This window comes from Xanthomonas sp. BRIP62418, assembly GCF_003993495.1.
Classification (GTDB): domain Bacteria; phylum Pseudomonadota; class Gammaproteobacteria; order Xanthomonadales; family Xanthomonadaceae; genus Xanthomonas; species Xanthomonas euroxanthea.
This window is the reverse complement of sequence record NZ_QEZG01000022.1, coordinates 94,888-115,219: the sequence shown is the minus strand read 5'-3', so window position 1 is coordinate 115,219 and position 20,332 is coordinate 94,888. Positions and strand designations below refer to the sequence as shown.

Below are 20,332 nucleotides of genomic sequence, written 5' to 3'. Positions count from 1 at the left end.
CCGATCCGCTCCCTGCATCGTCTCCTGCGCACCTGCAAAGGGACGGCATTGGCGCTTGTGCACGCACGCGCCAGAACACACGCGCTGACGCATTGGGTACGCTCGGCCCGCTCCAGCGCCGACAGGTTTGGCGCGCCAAACCAGGTGACACGATGATCGACCTTCCCCGCCGCCGCGTTCTGCAGACCGGGCTTGCCGGCGCCGCCGCCGCGCTGCTGCCGCCCAGCATCGCGCGGGCCGCCGCCATCGCACCGGACCGCCGCACCGGCACGCTGGAAGATCTGCAGCATGTGGTGATCCTGATGCAGGAAAACCGCGCCTTCGATCATTACTTCGGCGCCCTGCCCGGCGTGCGCGGGTTCGGCGATCGTTTCCCCATTCCCGCGCCGCCGCTGCCGGGCGCGCCCGCGCGCACGGTGTGGCTGCAACCCAGCGAAGACGGCCGCCAATGGCTGACGCCGTTTGCGCTGGATACCGCAGCACAATTCGGCTTCATGCGCGTGCAAGGCACGCCGCATAGCTGGGTGGATGCGCAACGCGCCTGGGATCACGGCCGGCTCGGGCACTGGGCCGCGGCCAAGCACAACCACGCACTGGGCTATTACCGGCGCGCGGATATTCCGTTCCAGTACGCGCTTGCCGACGCCTTCACCATTTGCGATGCGTACCACGCCTCGATCCAGACCGGCACCAATTCCAATCGCGTGCTTCTGTGGAGCGGCGGCAACGACCCGCAGGGGCGCGCCGGCGGGCCGGTGATCGGCAACTCGCATGACAACTTTCCGGAACTGGGTGGTTTCGCCGAGCCGTATCGCTGGACGACCTACGTTGAACATCTTCAGAAAGCGGGTGTGTCCTGGCAGATCTATCAGGACATGCACGACAACTTCACCGACAACCCGCTGGCCGGCTTTGCGCCGTTCCGGCAGGCCTTCACTGCTGCACCCGGGCACGATGCGCAGTTGCGCGCGCGTGGCGTCAGCACACGCGGTGTCGAGCAGCTGCGCGCCGACGTGCTGGGCGGGCGTCTGCCATCGGTGAGTTTCGTCATCGCCGATGCGGCCGGCAGCGAGCATCCGGATCCGTCCAGTCCTGCGCAGGGCGCGGCCTATACCGCGCGTGTGCTGGATGCGCTGACCGCCGATCCGCAGGTGTGGAGCCGCACCGCGCTGTTGTTGATGTTCGACGAGAACGACGGCTTTTTCGATCACATGCCGCCGCCGGCGCCACCGTCGCTGGACCCGCGCGCGGCCGGCGGCCTTGCCGGCGCATCGAGCATCGCCACCGACGACGACTACCATCGCCACCCGGCACCGGGCGAACAGAAGGTGGATCTGCCCGAGCTGCGCGGCCGTCCCTATGGCCTGGGCCCGCGCGTGCCGCTGTACGTGATCTCGCCGTGGAGCCGCGGCGGCTGGGTGGATTCGCAGGTGTACGACCATACCTCGGTATTGCGCCTGCTGGAACGCCGCTTCGGCGTGCCCGCGCCGGAGATCACGCCGTGGCGGCGCGCGGTGTGCGGTGACCTCACCGGTGCATTCGACTTCCGCAATGCCGATGCGCGCCCCTTCGTCGCGGCGTTGCCCGATGTCAGCGCCACCGCAGCGCGCGCGGCAGCCCTGCGCGAACACGCACTGCCGCCGTTGCCGGCCACGTTGCAATCGCCGCAGCAGCCGTTCGGTACCCGCCGTTCGCGGGCGCTGCCGTATCGCCCCAGCGTGGAACTGGCTTATCTGCCTGAGCGTGGCGAGGTGAAGCTGCGCATGTCCAATGCTGGCGCGGCGGTGGTCCTGCACGTCTACGACCGCCTCGATCTTGCCGCAATTCCGCGTCGTTATACGGTGGGGAACGGCGCGGCAGTGGATGGCACGTGGGCCACCGGCGATGGCCGTTACGACCTGTGGTTGATCGGCCCCAATGGCTTCCATCGTCATTATTGCGGAGATCCAGGCGCACCGTTACTGGTGGCCGAGATCACCCAGGATGCGAACGATCGCGCGGCCGTGTCCCTAGCGCTGCGCAATGCCGGCAGCACTGCGGTGCAGGTGGAGCTGCAGCCGGGCGCGTATGCCACCGCGCAACCGCACGAACGCCTGCGCATTGCACCCGGCGCCACCGAACGACGCCGCTGGCAGGCAGCAGCAACCGGCGGCTGGTACGACCTGTGGGTGACGCACGACGGCGCAGCGCAGCGGCTTGCCGGGCGCATCGAAACCGGCGCAGACAGCGTCAGCGACCCGGCCATGGGCGGGCCGGCGCGGCTGCAGCAGGACGAGCCGCTGGTGATCGGCGCGCCGGGTTGAGAAAACTCAGCGCGGCGCGACCTCTGTCAGCGTGCGCCACTCGCGCTGGAACGCGTCGTCGGTGAACCCCGCGCCCGTCATCGCGACCGCGGCAGCAACAGCCTTGAGCGCTGCATCGCGTGCGGCAGCATCGACCGTTGCGCCATTGAGATAGGCGGTCAGCAGCAGCGGCGCCTGGCGTCCTGGCTGCCACAGGATGGCGATGTCGTTGCGGGTGTCGCTGCCGTTGCTGCCGGTCTTGTCGCCGATCTTCCAGCCGCGCGGCAGGCCGGCGCGCAGGCAGGTATCGCCGGTGCGGTTGTCGATCATCCAGTCGGTCAACTGCTTGCGCGAGGCCGGCTGCAGCGCGTCGCCCAGCAGCAGGGTGCGCAAGGTGGCGGCCATTGCCGCCGGGGTGGTGGTGTCGCGCGGGTCGCCCGGGGCGAACCGGTTCATCTCCGGCTCGTGGCGGTCGCTGCGCGTGTGCGCATCGCCGATGCCACGCAGGAAGGCGGTCAGTCCGGCCGGCTCGCCTACTAGCGGAAACAGCAGATTGGCGGCCGGGTTGTCGCTATGGATCATCGTGGCCCGACACAGCTCGGCCACGCTCAGCGACCCGCCGACATGGCGCTCGGTGATCGGGGCATGTTCAAGCATGTCGGCGGCGCGGATCTTCACCCGTTTCCCCAGGGTCAGCTCGCCCTTGTCCACCCGCTGCAGCACCGCCGCAGCCAATACAAATTTGAATGTGCTGCACAGCGGGAAGCGCTCGTCCTCACGCTGGCCGATGCGCCTGCCGGTGGCGCTGTCGAGCAGGCAGATGCCCAGGCGGCCACCGCTCCTGCGCTCGATCCCGGCCCATGCCTCTCGCAACTCAACCGCCGCAGACGCCACCAGACTGACGGCACGTAGGGGCCTGGACGCTGCAAGCAGCACACCCGCGCCGGATGCGCACAGGAATTGTCGACGCTTCAACATGGACCAGCCTCCCGATCAGAGCCCGCAGTATCGGCCCGGGGCGGCCGCCGGAGTATCGCGATGTTTCGATCCCTGGCATGAATTGAACTAATCTCTGCGCATGCCACGCCCTCGCCTCCCGCTCAACGCCTTGCGCGCCTTCGAGGCCGCCGCACGCCACCAGAACCTGACCCGTGCGGCGAGCGAGCTGTGCGTCAGCCAGGCCGCACTCAGCCACCAGATCAAGGCGCTGGAGCAGCAGCTGGGCAGCAGCCTGTTCCATCGGCTACCGCGCGGGGTGGCACTCACCGATGAGGGCGTCGCGCTGGCGCCGGTGCTGGCCGAGGCCTTCGATCGCATTGCCGCCACCCTGGAGCGCTTTGCCGATGGCCGCTATCGCGAGGTGCTCAGTGTCGGCGTGGTGGGTACCTTCGCCACCGGCTGGCTGCTGCCGCGCGTGGATGCCTTTCATGCGGCGCATCCGGAGATCGAGCTGCGCCTGTCGACTCACAACAACCGCGTCGACCTGGCCGGCGAAGGCCTGGATCTGGCGATCCGGTTTGGCGATGGCGACTGGCAGGGGCAGATTGCCGAGGCGTTGATGGAGGCGCCGTTTGCGCCGGTGTGTGCGCCGACCATGGCACGTGGCTTGCGCACGCCGACCGATCTGGCGCAACTGCCGTTATTGCGCTCGTATCGCCAGGACGAATGGCCGCAGTGGTTTCGCGCCGCGGGCGTGGCCGAAGTCGCCGCACGCGGAGCGATGTTCGATTCCTCGTTGACCCTGGCCAGCGCCGCGGCGGCCGGTATCGGTGTGGCGTTATTGCCGCTGCCGATGTTTCGCCAGGACCTGGATGCCGGGCGCCTGGTGTGCCCGTTTCCGATCCAGATCGACGCTGGACGTTATTGGCTGACGCGGCTGCGCTCGCGGGCGGAGAGCGAGGCTGGGCGCAGGTTTCTTGCGTGGTTGTTGGTGGAGCAAACGCCGGGGTGACGCTGGATGCGTTCCCGGGCCGGTTGCCTGCGTGCACGCGACGCTGCCTCTCTTGTGAGATGGCTGCGCCGCACCTCACCCAGCCCTTCCATCGAGATGCCTGTCTTCCGTCGTACCCTCACCCCAACCCCTCTCCCGCAGGGAGAGGGGCTTAATCACCAGAGCGGCGGCTTGCTCCCTTCTCCCGCTGGGAGAAGGTGGCGCGTAGCGCCGGATGAGGGTACGGGCGCGAACTTCCATCACCTTCGCCCTCTTGCACCAGCGATCAACAGGCACCATCACCAGCCCCATCACCGCGACCGCTGCTACACCCCCTCGATCAGCTCCATCCACGCCGCTTCCGCAGCCACCAGTTGCTGTGCGGTGGCCTCGCGGTCGCGGCCCAGCACCGCCATCTTCTCGCTGTCGGCATAGTTGCCCGGGTTGGCGAGCTCGCGGTCCAGCGCCGCCAACGCCGCTTCCAGTTCGCCGACGCGCTTTTCGGCGCTGGCCAGCTTGTGCGGGTTGACGGCCTTCTTCGGCGGCAGCGGCTTGGTCGGCGGTGGCGGTGTCGGCGCCACTTCGGCCATCTTCTGCTTGGTGCCCTGGGCGGCCGGGCGGCTGCGCAGCCAGGCGGCGTATTCGTCCAGGTCGCCTTCGAACGGCTCGACCACGCCATCGGCCACGCGCCAGAAACTGTCGCAGACCAGGCCGATCAGATGGCGGTCATGCGAGACCATCACGATCGCACCTTCGAAGTCGCTCAACGCTTCGGCCAGTGCCTCGCGCATTTCCAGGTCCAGATGGTTGGTCGGTTCGTCCAGCAGCAGCACGTTCGGCTGCTGCCAGGCGATCAGCGCCAGCGCCAGACGCGCGCGCTCGCCGCCGGAAAAACCATCCACCACCTCGAACGCACGGTCGCCGGCGAAATTCCATTTGCCCAGGAAGTCGCGAAACGCCTGGTTGGCACCATCCGGCGACAGCTCGCGGAAGTGATCCATCGGCGACTGGCCCTCGTGCAGCGACTCCACCGTGTGCTGGGCGAAGTAGCCAATCCGCAGGTCCGGATGCGCACTGCGCTCGCCCGACAGCGGCGCAAGCTCGCCCACCAACGTCTTCACCAGCGTGGACTTACCCGCACCATTGGGCCCCAGCAACCCGATCCGGTCACCCGCCTCCAGCCCGAACCCGACATCGTGCAGCACGGTAATCGCATCGCTGGACCCACGCTTTTGCGATTCCCCATTCCCGATTCCCGGCTCCCGCGGCGCAGCCGCATACCCGCAAGCCGCATGATTCAACCGGATCAGCGAAAACGGCAGCCGATTGGGCTGGGCAAACTGGATGCGGAACTCGCGCTCGGCGCGGACCGCCTCGGTGCCGGCCATCTTGGCCAGGCGCTTCATGCGGCTCTGCGCCTGGGTGGCCTTGCTGGCCTGCGCCTTGAAGCGGTCGATGAAGCTCTGCAGATGCGCGCGCTCGGCCTGTTCCTTGTCGTGGGCGATCTGCTGCTGGCGCAGGTGCTCGATGCGCTGGCGCTCGAAATCGGTGTAGCCGCCGACGTACAGCTTGGCGGTGCCGCCATGCAGGTGCAGGGTGTGGGTGGCCACGTTGTCGAGAAACTCGCGGTCATGCGAAATCAGCAGCAAGGTGCCCGGGTACTTGAGCAGCCATTGCTCCAGCCACAGCACCGCGTCCATGTCCAGGTGGTTGGTCGGTTCGTCCAGCAGCAGCAGGTCGCTGGGCATCATCAACGCGCGTGCCAGGTTCAGGCGCACGCGCCAGCCGCCGGAGAACGAGGACACCGCGCGGTGATGGGTGTCGGCCGGGAAGCCCAGGCCGTGCAGCAGCTTGCCGGCGCGCGCCTCGGCATCGTAGGCGCCGAGTTCGGCCATCTTCTGGTGCGCATTGGCCACCGCTTCCCAGTCCTCGCGCGCGGTGGCCGCAGCCTCTTCCTGCAGGATCGCGGAAACCTCGATGTCGCCGCCCAGCACGAACGACAGCGCCGGATCGGGCAGCGACGGGGTTTCCTGCGAGACGCTGGCGGTGCGCACCTTGCCGGGCAGGTCGACATCGCCCTTGTCCGCCTCCAGCTCGCCCTTGACCGCGGCGAACAGGCTCGACTTGCCGGTGCCATTACGGCCCACCACACCGACGCGGTAGCCGGCATGCATGGTCAGGTCGACGTTGGACAACAGCAGACGCTCGCCGCGTCGCATGGAGAAGTTGCGCAGGGAAATCATTGATGGACAGTCCGATAGAACGAAAAGGAATGAGCAGATGAGCAGCACTCCTGCGACGCCATTCTAGCGTTAACGAATAATTAGCGCCTTCGGGCTGGCCGTCGTTCCTTCGCGTCGCCGCGACCAGACCCCGCCCAGCCTTGCTGGTCCTGCCTGGACCCCCGTTCGGAGTTGTCATGAATTACCCGCTGTCCTCGCTCGCAACCGCCGTGGTTGCGGCGCTGCTCGCCTCCCCCGCCTTTGCCCAGAGCGCCACGCCGGCCAGCGCGCCCGCCAACACGCTGGACACCGTCATCGTCACCGGTACCCGGGTGTCCGACCGGACCGTGGCCGAGTCGCAATCGCCGATCGACATCATCAGCGCCGAGTCGCTGCAGGCCACCGGCACCTCGGAGCTGGCCACCGCACTGGCCCGCGCGCTGCCGTCGCTGAACTTCCCGCGCCCTGCGCTGAGCGACGGCACCAGCGCGATCCGTCCGGCACAGCTGCGCGGCCTGTCGCCGGACCAGGTGCTGGTGCTGGTCAACGGCAAGCGCCGCCACACCTCCTCGCTGCTCAACCTCAACGGCACCATCGGCCGTGGCGCCGCGGCGGTGGATCTGAACACCATTCCGGTGGCGGCGATCGCGCGCGTGGAAGTGCTGCGCGACGGCGCCTCGGCACAATACGGCTCCGATGCCATTGCCGGTGTGGTCAACATCGTGCTCAAGGGCGCGGAGAAGGGCGGCAGCCTGCAGGCCGGCTTCGGCCAGTACTCGGCCGGCGACGGCAGCAACTACGAGCTGTCCGGCGACACCGGCGTGGCGTACGGCAACGAGCGCGGCTGGCTGCATGTGGCCGCCCAGCTCAACCAGCAGGACCCCACCGACCGTGCGCGCGGCTATGCCGGCGCCCCCAGCGCCTCGCAGCCGGCGGTGGGCCAGAAGGCGTTCAAGATCGGCGACCCGGACGTCAACGCGCAGGCGGTGTCGGCCAACACCGAGTTCGCCTTCAGCGACAGCATCACCGGTTACGCCTTTGCCACCGCCAGCAACCGCGACATCACCTCGTTCGCGTTCTTCCGCGCGCCGGGCAGCACCCAGAACATCCTGTCGGTCTATCCGCAGGGCTTCCTGCCGGAAATCCAGACCTACGCCAAGGACCGCTCGCTGGTGGCCGGCGTGCGCGGGTCCACGGCCAGCGGCTGGGACTGGGATGCCAGCTACAACTACGGCTACAACAAGATCGATTTCCACACCCGCAACACGCTCAACGTGAGCCTGGGGCCGACCTCGCCGACCTCCTTCTACGATGGCGCGCTGGAAACCACGCAGAACATCGTCAACCTGGACGTCAAGCGCGGCTTCGACTGGGGCCTGGCGTATCCGGTGACGGTGGCCTTCGGCGCCGAATACCGCAACGAGAAGTGGAACCAGTCGCCGGGCGAAGTGGGCTCGTATTTCCAGGCCGGCACGCTGGCCGGTGGCGCGCAGGGCTTCGGCGGGTTTGCGCCGAGCGTGTCCGGGCAGTATTCGCGTGACAGCTACGCGCTGTATGCGGATCTGGAAGCCGATTTCACCGACAAGTTCTCCGCCGGCCTGGCCGGCCGCTACGAAGACTTCAACGATTTCGGCAGCCAGGCCTCGGGCAAGTTGTCCGGCCGCTATGCATTCACCGACAGGGTCGCGCTGCGCGGCACGGTGGCGTCGGGCTTCCGCGCGCCGTCGCTGGCGCAGCAGTATTTCCAGTCCACCAGCACCACCTTCCTGGCCGGCAATCCGAACCCGTTCGAGATCCGCACCTTCCCGGCCGACAGCACCGTCGCGCGTGCGCTGGGGTCCGAGCCGCTGGATGCCGAGACCTCGCTGTCCTACAGCCTGGGCCTGGTGCTGCAGCCGACCGATGCGCTCTACCTCACCGTGGATGCGTACCAGATCGACGTGGACGACCGCATCGTGCTGTCGTCCAACCTCACCGGCACCGGCGTGCGCAACCTGCTCGAAGCGCAGGGCATCTTCGGCATCAACGGCGGGCGCTACTTCACCAACGCGGTGGACACGCGCACGCGCGGTGTGGACGTGGTCGGCAGCTACCGCTGGCAGCTGGCCGCCAGCAGCGTGGACCTGACCGCCGGCTACAACTATTCGGAGACCGAGGTGCGCAGTGTCGCGGCCAATCCGGCCGCGTTGTCGGCCAACGGACTGAGCCTGGAGCGCATCGACCGCACCGAACGCGGCCGCATCGAAGAAGGTTTCCCGCGCGACAAGTTCCTGGTCAACGGCAGCTGGAACCTGGAGCACTGGACGCTGGCACTGGGTGCCACGCGCTATGGCAAGTACAGCACGCGTCCGGCCGCGGCGATCAACGACCAGACCTTCGGCGCCAAGTGGGTGGTGGATGCCTCGGCCAGCTACAAGATCGATCGCTGGACGCTGACGCTGGGTGCGGACAATCTGCTGGACGAGTACCCGGACGAGAACAATTTCGCCAACTCCACCAGCGGGCAGTTCCCGTACAGCAACCTGTCGCCGTTCGGCTTCAATGGTGCCTACGTGTACGGCCGCATCAACTATCGCTGGTAACCCGGCGGCCTAGCCTGCGGTGTTGCCAGGCACTTAGTGCCCAGGCACGCTGCACGATTGCATTCTGACGCTCGACCACACGCCCCGGCTTGCCGGGGCGTGTGCGTTTTTGCCCGGCGTGCTTGCGGCGTTCCTGCAGCAGGCCATCCGCATGCGGGCATCGATGCGCCGTGAAGAGCCACCGGCGGCCGCAGTGGTATCAACGCGCTTCCACCCTGATGGAGCACCCACCATGGACGCAGCGCAACTCTCACGCGGCCGTCTGATCGACCACCTGCATCTGGTCGTCCACGACCTGGCGGCGAGCCGACGTTTCTACCAGGCCGTGCTCGATGTGCTGGGCATTCCGATCGGTGGCGAAGGCGAAGGATTCTTCTGGGCCGACGAGCTGTTCGTGTCCGATCGCCACACGGTGGCGCAAGGCGTACTTACCGGCCGCCACCATCTGGCCTTCCAGGCGCACGATGTCGCCATGGTGCATGCGTTCCATCAGGCCGCCCTCGCCCACGGCGGCCGCGACAACGGCGCACCGGGCGTGCGCCCGTATCACCCGAGTTATTACGCAGCGTTTGCCCTGGATCCAGATGGCAACAACATCGAAGCGGTGTTCCATGGTCCTGCGCAACGCAGCGCCGATGCGGTGCAAATCACGTTCTGATGCAGAAGTTTCATAACTGCTATCGATGTCCATGATGGTGCAAAAAAACCCGTGCAGCAGCAGGTCGGGTGCAAGCGACGCATCACTCTGGTGCAAGCTGGCAACGTTTTCATAAGCATATTTGCGATGACGGTTGCAAGCGCAACATAACCAAAATTTGACATGCGGTTATGCGTGGTCAATGGTTGGGAACGCACCGCAGCTGCCGCAACGGACGCGGCCCGGGAAGGGGGCCCCTGCGATGCATCCGTTCCCCACTCGGAGTTGTCACCGCATGAATTGCAAGACCAGTCCACTCGCAGTTGCCGTTGTTCTTGCACTGTCGTTTTCCGCTTCAAGCGCAGTTGCGCAGTCACAAGCTCCCACCCAGAAAACCCTCGATACCCTGATCGTGACCGGCACGCGCGTGGCCGATCGCACCGTGGCCGAATCGGCATCGCCGATCGACATCATCTCGCCGCAGGCGCTGGAATCGACCGGCACCACCGAGCTGGCGACCGCGCTGTCACGCGCGATCCCCTCGTTGAATTTCCCCCGCCCGGCCATCTCCGACGGCTCGGATGCAGTGCGCCCGGCGCAGCTGCGCGGCCTCTCACCCGACCAGGTGCTGGTGCTGGTCAACGGCAAGCGCTACCACAGCACTGCGTTGATCAACCTCAACGACACCCAGGGCCGTGGTTCGTCGCCGGCCGACCTCAATACCATTCCGATCGCCGCGGTGGAGCGCATCGAAGTGCTGCGCGACGGCGCGTCGGCGCAGTACGGCTCCGACGCCATCGCCGGCGTGATCAACATCGTGCTCAAGGGCAGCGGTGAAGGCGGCAGCGTCAATGGCCGCTACGGCAAGTACAGCGCCGGCGACGGCGAGCAGTATCAATTGTCCGGCGATGCCGGTTTCAGCTTCGCCGGCACCGGCAAGGTGCACCTGGCCGCGCAGGCCGGGCACTCGGACCAGACCAACCGCGCACTGCCCTTCCAGGGCCGCGTGGAGCAGCGTTACGGCGACCCGGACATCGACCAGGGCGCCATTTCGTTCAATGGCGAATACAGCCCCACCGATTACCTGACCTTCTACTCCTTTGGCATGGTCAGCCGCCGCGAGGTGCTGTCCAACGGCTACTTCCGCTTTGCCGGCGACAACCGCAACCGCCCGGAAATCTACCCGGACGGCTTCCTGCCGCAGATCTACAACGTCAGCAAGGACGTGTCGTGGGTCGGTGGCTTGAAGACCTCCACCGAAGGCGGCCTGAACATCGATCTGAGCTACAACTACGGCCAGAACAATCTCACCTTCGATGTACGCAACAGCTTGAACAACAGCTTGGGCCTGGCCAGCCCGACCAACTTCCATGCCGGCACGCTGGAAGTCACCCAGAACGTGCTCAATGCCGACTTCACCAAGACCCTGGACTGGGGCCTGGCGTATCCGGTCACGCTGGCCTTCGGCGCGGAATGGCGCGGCGAAAAGTTCAACCAGTCGCCCGGCGATGCGGCATCCTCGGCCAACGGCGGCATTCCATCTGCGGCCGGAACGCTGATTCCGGGCGCACAGGTGTTCCCGGGCTTCAAGCTCTCCGATGCCGGCTACTACAACCGCAACAGCCACTCGGCCTATGTGGACCTGGAAGCGGATCTGACCGACAAGTTCTCCGCCGGGCTGGCCGGCCGCTATGAGAAGTACAGCGACTTCGGCGACACCGCCACCGGCAAGCTGTCGCTGCGCTATGCGTTCACCGACAAGATCGCAGTGCGGGCCACCGCGTCCACCGGCTTCCGCGCGCCGTCGCTGCAGCAGCAGAACTTCCAGTCGATCGCCACCCAGTTCCTCAACGTGGCCCAGCCCAACGGCACGGTCACCGCGATCCCGTTCGAGATCGGCACCTTCCGTACCGACAACCCGGCCGCCATTGCACTGGGCGCCGAGCCGTTGAAGGCCGAGGAATCCAAGAACTACGGGCTTGGCGTGGTGCTGCAGCCGATCGAAAACCTGTACATCACGGTCGATGCGTATCGCATCGAGATCGATGACCGCATCGTGCTGTCGGAAAACCTCACCTCCAATGCGGCGCGCAACTACCTGCAGGCCAATGGCTTCCCGGGCATCGGTGGCGGGCGCTACTTCACCAACGCGGTGGACACCAAGACCCAGGGCGTGGATGCGGTCGGCACCTATCGCTGGAACCTGGACGGCGGCAGCGCGGAGCTGACCTCCGGCTACAACTACAACAAGACCGAAGTGGAACGGATCGCCGACAACCCGGCAGCGCTGGAAGCGATCGATCCGGGTGCGGTGCGCATCGGCCGCGCCGAACTGGGCCGCATCACCGAAGGCACGCCGCGCGACAAGTTCTTCCTGGGCGGCACCTGGTCGCCGGGCAACTGGTCGTTCACCGGCACCGCCACGCGCTGGGGCGAGTTCAGCACCTTCGGCACCAACGCCGGCAGCGACCAGACCTATGCGGCCAAGTGGACGCTGGACCTGGCCGCGTCCTACAAGTTGAACGACTGGAACTTCACCATCGGCGGCGACAACGTGCTCAACGAATATCCCGACCGCCAGGAAGCCGGCCTGGGCACGCGCACCTACCTGCCGTACAGCAGCGCCTCGCCGTTCGGTTTCAACGGCGCGCTGGTGTATGCCAACGTGAGCTACAAGTGGTAAATCGCCACGTGCCGGTCGGCAACGACCGGCACCTCGATCGCCGAGCCCCACGTCGCTGAGACCAGGCAGCACGCCCGCAGCATCGCTCGCCCTTTCCGATTGTCGCGACAGGGCGAGTTCCTCCCTTATTTCGCAAGGATGCGCCACGCAGCAGACGCTGCGTCGCAGTCCGTTGTCCTTGCCGTGCCCGCCATCCCGCCAACGCACACGCGCTGCGTGCAGGCGACACGGATCACGCAGTCCGCCGTCCTCTTCCCCCGCACCACACGCAGCGCAGTGCTGCGTCCATCATCCCCCTTGAGTCTCCATTCCCATGCACACCTCCAACGCACTCTCGCTTGCGATCTCGGCCGCGCTCACCGTCTGTACGTTTGCCGCCAGTGCGCAATCGCAGCCTGACCAGCCGCAGAAAACCCTGGATACGCTGATCGTCACCGGCACGCGCGTCAGCGACCGCACCGTGGCCGAATCCGAATCGCCGATCGACATCATCACCGAGCAGTCGCTGCAGGCCACCGGCGCGACCGACATCGCCACCGCGCTGGGCAAGCTGCTGCCCTCGCTGAACTTCCCGCGTCCGGCGATCTCCGACGGCAACGATGCCGCGCGGCCGGCCACGCTACGCGGGCTGTCGCCGGATGCGGTGCTGGTGCTGGTCGACGGCAAGCGCTATCACACCTCCTCGCTGATCAACTACAACCCGTACGTCGGGCGCGGTTCGGCACCGGCCGATCTGAACTCGCTGCCGATGTCGGCCATCGCGCGCATCGAGGTGCTGCGCGACGGCGCCTCGGCCCAGTACGGCTCCGATGCCATCGCCGGCGTGGTCAATATCGTGCTCAAGCATGGCGCCGATGCCGGCAGCAATAGCGTGTCGATCAATGGCGGCATCATGGACAAGGGCGATGGCGAGCAGAACGGCATCGACGGCTCGGTCGGCCTGCCCTTCGGCGGCAGCGGCGGCGATACCGCTCCGGGCTGGGTGCGGCTGTCCTGGAACTACCAGAACACCATGAGCACCAACCGCGGCGAAAACACCAACCGCGCCACCACCGTGCCGGGCACGCCCAACCCGGGCGGTGTGCCCTACCAGCGCCACGGCGACCCGGCTTCCACGTTCTACCAGGGGCTGGCCGCCTTCGGCTATGCGTTCTCGCCGAACCTGGAGCTGTACGGCCACCTCAGCATGAGCCGGCGCGAAGTCACCTCCAACGGTTACTACCGCGCAGCTGAAAACACCGCGCGCAACGTGCAGGCGATCTACCCGAACGGCTTCCTGCCGCAGATCTACAACCCCACCAATGACCGCTCGGCGGTGCTGGGCCTGAAGGGCAGCACCGAGAGCGACTGGAATTGGGACATGTCGGCCACCTACGGCAAGAACGACATGAACTTCAACATCCTCAACAGCATCAATACCAACCTGTACTACACCACCGGCAGCTCGCCGACCAACTTCAATTCCGGCGGCTTCGAAACCGAACAGGGCACGATCAACCTGGACGTCAACAAGTCCTTCGACTGGGGCCTGGCGTATCCGGTGAATGTGGCCTTCGGCGCCGAGCATCGCCAGGACCGCTACCAGATCACCGCCGGCTCGCCGGCGTCGTACTTCTTCGATCCCAACACCATCAATCCCGACGACGGTGCCCCGTATCCGGGCGGGGCCCAGGTGTTCTCAGGCCTAGAGCCGTCGGTGGCCGGCAAGTTCGGCCGCCACAGCAACGCGGTCTACGCCAACCTGGAAGCGGACATCACCGACAAGCTGTCCGGCGGCATCGCCGGGCGTTACGAAAACTACAGCGACGCCGGCTCCACGCGCTCGGGCAAGCTGTCGGCGCGCTACGCCTTCAGCGATACCTTCTCGCTGCGCGGCACCATCTCCAACGGCTTCCGCGCGCCGTCGCTGGCCCAGCAGAACTATGCCTCGGTGGTGACCTTGATCCAGAACGGCGAGCTGGTGCAGGTCGGCACCTACCGCACCTCCGACCCGGTCGCGGTGGCGCTGGGCGCCGGCCCGCTGAGCCCGGAGAAATCCACCAACTACGGCCTGGGCGGCGTGTGGCAGCCGACGGCCAACTTCACCTCCAGCCTGGACGTCTACCAGATCCGCATCTGGGACCAGATCCTGTACTCGGACCAGCTGCAGCTGGCGCAGCCGATCGGCCAGGTGGCCGCGGTGCAGTTCTTCGTCAACGGCGCCACCAGCCGCACCCGTGGCGTGGACTGGATCAACAGCTATCTCGCCGACCTGGGCAGCTACGGCAAGCTCAACCTCAGTGCCAGTGCCAACTACAACAAGACCACGATCCTGGAACTGTCCAACCCCAACTTCGGGCGGGCCAGCCAGGGCCTGCTCACCGATGCCACCCCGCGTACCAAGTACATGGCCGCGGCGGACTGGACGCTGGGCGGCTTTGCACTGAACTTCAACGCCACCCGCTACGGATCGATCAAGCGCATCAGCGATCCGGCCGATGGCAGCCAGGACCAGACCTACGACGCGCGCTGGCTGTTGAACCTGGCCGCCAGCCAGACCTGGAACGCATTCACCTTCACCGTGGGCGCGGACAACCTCACCAACCAGTACCCGACCAAGGCGCAGCTGACCACCGGCTACGACGACCGCGCCGGCGGCCTGCAGTATTCGTCGCTGTCACCGTTCGGTTTCAACGGGCGTTACTGGTACGGCCGGGTCACCTATCGGTTCTAGGCCGCCACGCTCGATTGCAACGTGCTGATCGAACGTTTCGATCAGCGCATCTCTCACGCAAACACCGCCGATCGCTCGGCGGTGTTTGTCGTTGTGGCCATCGCAACATGCGTGCAGCGGCTGTGCCATCTGCCGCAATGGTGTCTGTCCCGTTGAACGCCATAGTGATGGCCCACCGTGCGTCGGCGGCGTGGTCAACGCGTTGCCGCCATCCGTGCAGCGTGTGGGAGGGTTTGTTGGCTGCTATTGCCCGACGACCTCACCAGGAGGCGAGCAGCGCGTCGACACCGCGCAGGTTGGCGCGGTCGTTCCAGTTCAGCGTGTCGCGCTGCTCCAGCCGCAGCGCCGGCAGACGTTCCAGCAGGCAGGACAGCGCGGCCTCCATCTCGATCAGGGCCAGCCGGTTGCCCAGGCAGTGGTGGATGCCGCCGCCGAAGGACAGCGCGCGGCCCTGCTGCCGGCGGATATCCAGCACCTGCGGGTCGGTGAACTGCAGGCTGTCGTGATTGGCCGCGCCCAGCATCAGGTACAGCATGGCGCCCTGCGGAACCGCCACGCCCTCGATCTCGAACTCCTGCAAGGCCGTGCGCGTGGCGATCTGCACCGAGCTGTCGTAACGCATGCACTCGAGCACTGCATTGGGCAGCAGGCTCGGGGTGTCCTGCAGCAGGCGCAATTGCTGCGGGTGCTGATGCAGGGCGACCAGCGCATTGCAGATCATGTTGGAGGTGGTCTCGTGGCCGGCAAAGAACAGCAGGATCACGTTGGAGACGATTTCCTCATCGCTCAGGCGGCGGCCGTTGTCCTCGGCCTGGATGAAGCGCGTGATCAGATCGTCACCGCCATCGCTGCGGCGTTGCGCGATCACGTCGTGGAAATATGCTGCCAGCTGGTCGTAGGCGACACTGGTCGCCTGCAGTTCTTCGGCCGTCATCATCGGATCGAAGACCTTTGCCAGGGCACTGGTCGCATGACTCAGCGCGGTGGCATCGGCCGCATCGATGTCCAGCATCCGGCAGATGATGGCGATCGGCAGCGGGAACGCGAACTCGGTCAGCAGATCGCAGTGGCCGTTTGCCTGGAAAGCGTCGATCAACCCGGCGGCGATATCGCCGGCCACCTGGCGCATGGCATCCATCTGCCGCGCACCGAAGGCCTGTGTCATCAATCCACGCAACTGGGTGTGCAGCGGCGGGTTGAGCAGCAGGAACATGCGGCTCATGCCCTGAAACAGCGGCAGGTGCACCGCCGCCTCGCCGTAACGCAACCGAATGCTTTGCAGGTAATCGCGGCCGAGCCGGCGATCGCCGAGCAGCCGATCGACCACCGCGTAGCGGCCGGACATCAGCCGCCCGTCCGCCACCTGTACCAGCGGCCCTTCGTCACGCAGCCGTGCGTAGGTCGGATAGGGATCGTGCCGGAATTGGGGTGTTGCGAAATCGCTGAGATGCATGGCCTGGCTCGTAGGGCATCGCCCGCGACAGGGGCGATGAGGGCGTGGGCCTGCCGGACAACGCAGGCACTCCACTGGGGGCTCCGATTGTCGGCCGCCCCTGCGCAGCGTCCTTGCGCAGGGGCGAAGCGGTGTCGTCTATGTTGAATCGGCGTGCCGGGCATGCGCCGTGCATCGCAGCCTGCGCCAGCGCGCGCAGGGCGCTGCGCCATGCGCGCGGAGGTCCGATGCATGCGTCTGCGTGCGTGCATGCGCTGCGTGTCGCATCACGTTAATCAAGCGCTGTGTACTATGGGCGTCCGGCCAACCGGACCAGCAACGCGGTCCTGTTCCCCCGCGCCGGACTCCAGCCATGACCACGCAATGCCCGCAGGCGATGCCCGGCGCAGTGCCGTTGGCTGGTCGCGCCCGCGACGCTCTCTCGGACACTCTCACAACGGATTGGAATGCATCACGACACCAGCCTCATCGACATCATCGCCGTCGGCCTCGCGGTCGCTTTCGTGCTGGGCACGCTCGCACAGAAAGTGAAACTCTCGCCGCTGGTCGGCTATCTGCTGGCCGGAGTCTGCGTCGGGCCATTCACGCCCGGCTTCGTGGCCGACCAGACGATGGCCAACCAGCTGTCCGAGCTGGGCGTGATGCTGCTGATGTTCGGTGTGGGCCTGCACTTCTCGCTCGACGACCTGATGGAAGTGAAATGGATCGCGATTCCGGGCGCGTTGGCGCAGATCGTGGTGGCCACGCTGCTCGGCTGGGCACTGGCCTGGAGCATGGGCTGGCCGTTGATGCATGGCCTGGTGTTCGGCCTGGCGCTGTCGGTGGCCAGTACCGTGGTGCTGCTGCGCGCACTGGAAGAACGCCGCCTGCTGGAAACCCAGCGCGGCCGCATTGCGGTGGGCTGGCTGATCGTCGAAGACCTGGTGATGGTGATCGCGCTGGTGATGTTGCCGGCCCTGGCCGAGGTGCTGGGCGGCGGCGCGCCGGCAGCGGCGCATGAAGGCGAATCCACCTCGCTGCTGGCCGCGCTCGGCCTGACGCTGTTCAAGATGGTGGCGTTCGTGGCGGTGATGCTGGTGGTCGGCCGCCGGGTGATTCCGTGGTCGCTGGAAAAGGTCGCCGCCACCGGCTCGCGCGAGCTGTTCACCCTGGCCGTGCTCGGCATCGCGCTGGGCGTGGCGTTCCTGTCGGCCACGCTGTTCGGGGTGTCGTTCGCGCTGGGCGCGTTCTTCGCCGGCATGTTGCTGAAGGAATCCGAGCTCAGCCACAAGGCCGCCAGCGATTCGCTGCCATTGCGCGATGCATTCGCGGTGTTGTTCTTCGTCTCGGTGGGCATGCTGTTCGACCCGATGATCCTGGTCGAGCATCCGTGGCAGGTGCTGGCCACGTTCCTGACCGTGACCCTGGGCAAGTCGCTGGCCGCGTTCGTGATCGTGCGTGCGTTCGGCCATCCCACCGGTACGGCGCTGACCATTTCCACCAGCCTGGCGCAGATCGGCGAGTTCTCCTTCATCCTGGCCGGGCTGGGCGTGCAGCTGGCCATCCTGCCGGAAACCGGGCGCGACCTGATCCTGGCCGGTGCGCTGCTGTCGATCATCGCCAACCCGTTCCTGTTCTCGTGGCTGGACCGCTGGCAGGCCAGGCAGGCGCAGGACGCCCCGGCCAAGGTGGAGCCGGAGCTGCCGCCCGGCCCGCCGCTGCCGCTGGACGGCCATGCGATCGTCATCGGCTATGGGCGCGTGGGCAGTGCGCTGGCGCAGTTGCTGCGCAGCCGCGGCGTGCCGGTGCTGGTGATCGACGACAACGGCGATCACGTGGCCAAGGCGCATGCGGCCGGCATTCCCGGCATCCGCGGCAGTGCGGCGGCCGACCGCGTGCTGGCCGAAGCCCGCCCGGAGCATGCCAAGATCGCGATTCTTGCGATTCCGCAGCCGCTGGAAGCCGGCGAGGCGCTGGCCAAACTGCGCGCGATCAACCCGTCGCTGACGCTGCTGGCACGCGCGCACAGCGATACCGAGGTCAAGCACCTGCTCGAACATGGCGCCGACGGCGCGGTGCTGGCCGAACGCGAACTGGCCTACTCGCTGGCCGAGATGGTGATGTCCACTCCGCCGTATCGGGCATTGCGGGTACCGGCCTCGTAATCGCGCACGGGACACGCAGCGCCGCACGAAAATGAAGACCCGCCGGCAGCGCCTGCGGGTCTTTTCTTGTGGCGCGCAGGTGCTTCAGTGCGGAACGGCTCGCACCCCTGCTGTTGGGGGACACCTGGATTGATAAACCGGGATAAGCCGAAATTGGCCGGGAAAAAATGGCACGAAACCTAGACGTGCCAACGGTCTTACGCGGCGGTGCAGCACGATTGCGCGCATCGGCCTAGGTTTGCGGAATGCCGCCCAAAGTGCGAAATAGACAGATGAAGTGCGAAACGCCCGGACGCGGTGAGCCGCCTTCGACGGGCATTTGAAGATGCTGTAAGCCAGCCATCCTGTCTGATGGGCAAAACCCTTCCCTAGCAAGGGTTTTGGCGTTTAAAGACTGCCGCAGCGGTGAGCCGGCCGAGTCACGGTGCCCCAACCTGGGACTTAGCGCGAAAGCCAGCGTGTCAGACCCGCCAGGCAGGCTGCGACTGCTGCCCCGCCGAAAGCCAGGACGGCTAGTTCCCAGAGGGGCGCTTGGCTGCTCATGTACTGCAGGGCGAATATCGGTGCCAGTCCTTCCGGCCGGCCTTGCCAAAGAGGTACCAGCCTGAAGAAGATGTAGGCGGCCACAATCAACACAAAATAGAGGCCTGTCAGGCGGTTGAAGTCAAAGAACGGCTTTTTCTGCGCTACTGGACTCATACCGATATGGACGGAACCGTTGGCATGGACGGCAATTCCCCCGCGATCAGCCGTCACATGCTGCACGTGCTCGGCGTTGCCCTTGGGCGATTGGGACTTTGCGAGCAATTCCCGTATTTGGCGCACGTTTTGTTGACTTTCGTCGCTCATCGCTTGCTCCTGTTAGCGCGCCGGGGGCGCAAAAGCTGAATCGCAGCCGGTCTGCATGTTATCGATCCACTGCGCGAGCCAGGTGTGCAACGCAGCCAGCTGGTCATTGTCGAGCTCTTGGATCACCTGGGCACCTGTGGCGTACACAAACGCCTGAATCTCGTCAGAAAGCCCGTAATAGCGGCCTTGCCGGCCAATCTGCGCCAGCAAGTTGCGGCGTTGGATCGGGTACGGGACTGGCGGCATACAGCTCTGCTGCCGCTCCTCCCTTGCAGTCTGCACCAGCGCCAGGGCGCCATCGATGCTCCGCCTAAGCCCATCTAGATTGGAAATCGCTACGGATTGCTGCGTTTTCGCCCTATCGAGCAGCTTTCTTACCTGATCCACCCACATCCCTTCTGCCATGTTCTGTTTCTCCTATCCCGCGCGCGGCGGGTCTTGCGAACGCCAGTACCTGGGCGCTTGGCAGGCCGTTGACCAAGGCGCCGTGAATGAGCGAGACGAGCTGGGCGTAGTCAGCTGGCTCCAGCCTGCCTCCGTCCAATGCCTCCTCGGCCAACTGAATGGCCAGTGTGAGGGACTCCAATCGCGGAGGCTGAGACGGGGTCTTGTCGGCGGTCTCATCTGACGCAATACCTTGTTTTTCAAGGGCTTCCACGCGTTGTGGACCATCACCGGTCAAGACCCAATTGATGTTCCAGCCCAGTCCTGCATAGCCCGACAGCGCCAACGCGCCAGGTTCTCGCTCACCCCTTTCGTACGTGCCCAGAGTGTTCTTGTGGATGCCAACCAGGGGCGCGAACCCTGCCTGTGATTCCCGACCACGAATGTGTGTCA

At 66.2% G+C, this 20,332-nt stretch carries 13 protein-coding genes; 8 read left to right on the top strand and 5 right to left on the bottom strand.

The features are described from left to right. Positions 1-152: 152 nt before the first annotated feature. Positions 153-2,303, top strand: a complete 2,151-nt coding sequence (locus EO174_RS02225; protein ID WP_126941979.1) for a phospholipase C, phosphocholine-specific — start codon at positions 153-155, stop codon at positions 2,301-2,303. Between the two features lie 6 nt (positions 2,304-2,309). On the opposite strand, the gene bla is transcribed toward EO174_RS02225, so the two are convergent. Further along, positions 2,310-3,260 (bottom strand): class A beta-lactamase, encoded by a 951-nt coding sequence (gene bla, locus EO174_RS02220; protein WP_126941977.1) that lies wholly within the window; start codon positions 3,258-3,260, stop codon positions 2,310-2,312. A gap of 100 nt (positions 3,261-3,360) precedes the next feature. On the opposite strand from bla, the gene ampR reads away from it, so the two are divergent. Next, entirely contained in the window at positions 3,361-4,233 is an 873-nt protein-coding gene (gene ampR / locus EO174_RS02215) for a LysR family transcriptional regulator AmpR (RefSeq protein ID WP_126941975.1), read from the top strand. Positions 4,234-4,538: 305 nt separating this feature from the next. On the opposite strand, the gene EO174_RS02210 is transcribed toward ampR, so the two are convergent. Continuing rightward, a complete protein-coding gene (locus tag EO174_RS02210) occupies positions 4,539-6,455 on the bottom strand; it encodes an ABC-F family ATP-binding cassette domain-containing protein (protein WP_115677226.1) in 1,917 nt (638 codons plus the stop codon). A gap of 176 nt (positions 6,456-6,631) precedes the next feature. On the opposite strand from EO174_RS02210, the gene EO174_RS02205 reads away from it, so the two are divergent. The 5 genes from EO174_RS02205 to EO174_RS23325 all read left to right on the top strand — a co-directional run bounded on the left by EO174_RS02205 (position 6,632) and on the right by EO174_RS23325 (position 15,205). Further along, positions 6,632-9,016, top strand: a complete 2,385-nt coding sequence (locus tag EO174_RS02205; protein WP_119127655.1) for a TonB-dependent receptor — start codon at positions 6,632-6,634, stop codon at positions 9,014-9,016. Positions 9,017-9,248: 232 nt separating this feature from the next. Further along, positions 9,249-9,674, top strand: coding sequence for a VOC family protein (locus tag EO174_RS02200; RefSeq protein ID WP_164739746.1), 426 nt, complete (start codon positions 9,249-9,251; stop codon positions 9,672-9,674). 274 nt (positions 9,675-9,948) lie between these two features. Next, a complete protein-coding gene (locus tag EO174_RS02195; RefSeq protein WP_126941973.1) occupies positions 9,949-12,336 on the top strand; it encodes a TonB-dependent receptor in 2,388 nt (795 codons plus the stop codon). A 313-nt stretch (positions 12,337-12,649) separates the two neighbouring features. Next, complete coding sequence (locus EO174_RS02190; protein WP_126941971.1) at positions 12,650-15,049, top strand: TonB-dependent receptor; 2,400 nt, start codon at positions 12,650-12,652, stop codon at positions 15,047-15,049. A gap of 21 nt (positions 15,050-15,070) precedes the next feature. Then, positions 15,071-15,205 (top strand): hypothetical protein, encoded by a 135-nt coding sequence (locus EO174_RS23325; RefSeq protein WP_255437892.1) that lies wholly within the window; start codon positions 15,071-15,073, stop codon positions 15,203-15,205. A gap of 103 nt (positions 15,206-15,308) precedes the next feature. On the opposite strand, the gene EO174_RS02185 is transcribed toward EO174_RS23325, so the two are convergent. Next, positions 15,309-16,502: a cytochrome P450 gene (locus tag EO174_RS02185; protein ID WP_126941969.1), complete on the bottom strand. Its 1,194-nt coding sequence runs from the start codon at positions 16,500-16,502 to the stop codon at positions 15,309-15,311. Positions 16,503-16,948: 446 nt separating this feature from the next. Between EO174_RS02185 and ybaL the strand changes: the two genes are divergently transcribed. Then, positions 16,949-18,646 (top strand): YbaL family putative K(+) efflux transporter, encoded by a 1,698-nt coding sequence (ybaL, locus tag EO174_RS02175; RefSeq protein ID WP_126941966.1) that lies wholly within the window; start codon positions 16,949-16,951, stop codon positions 18,644-18,646. A 441-nt stretch (positions 18,647-19,087) separates the two neighbouring features. Here the strand turns inward: ybaL and EO174_RS02170 are convergent, their stop codons facing one another. Both EO174_RS02170 and EO174_RS02165 read right to left on the bottom strand, forming a co-directional pair. Next, positions 19,088-19,495: a hypothetical protein gene (locus tag EO174_RS02170; protein ID WP_126941964.1), complete on the bottom strand. Its 408-nt coding sequence runs from the start codon at positions 19,493-19,495 to the stop codon at positions 19,088-19,090. A 12-nt stretch (positions 19,496-19,507) separates the two neighbouring features. Further along, a complete protein-coding gene (locus EO174_RS02165; protein ID WP_126941962.1) occupies positions 19,508-19,900 on the bottom strand; it encodes a hypothetical protein in 393 nt (130 codons plus the stop codon). Between the last annotated feature and the right edge of the window lie 432 nt (positions 19,901-20,332).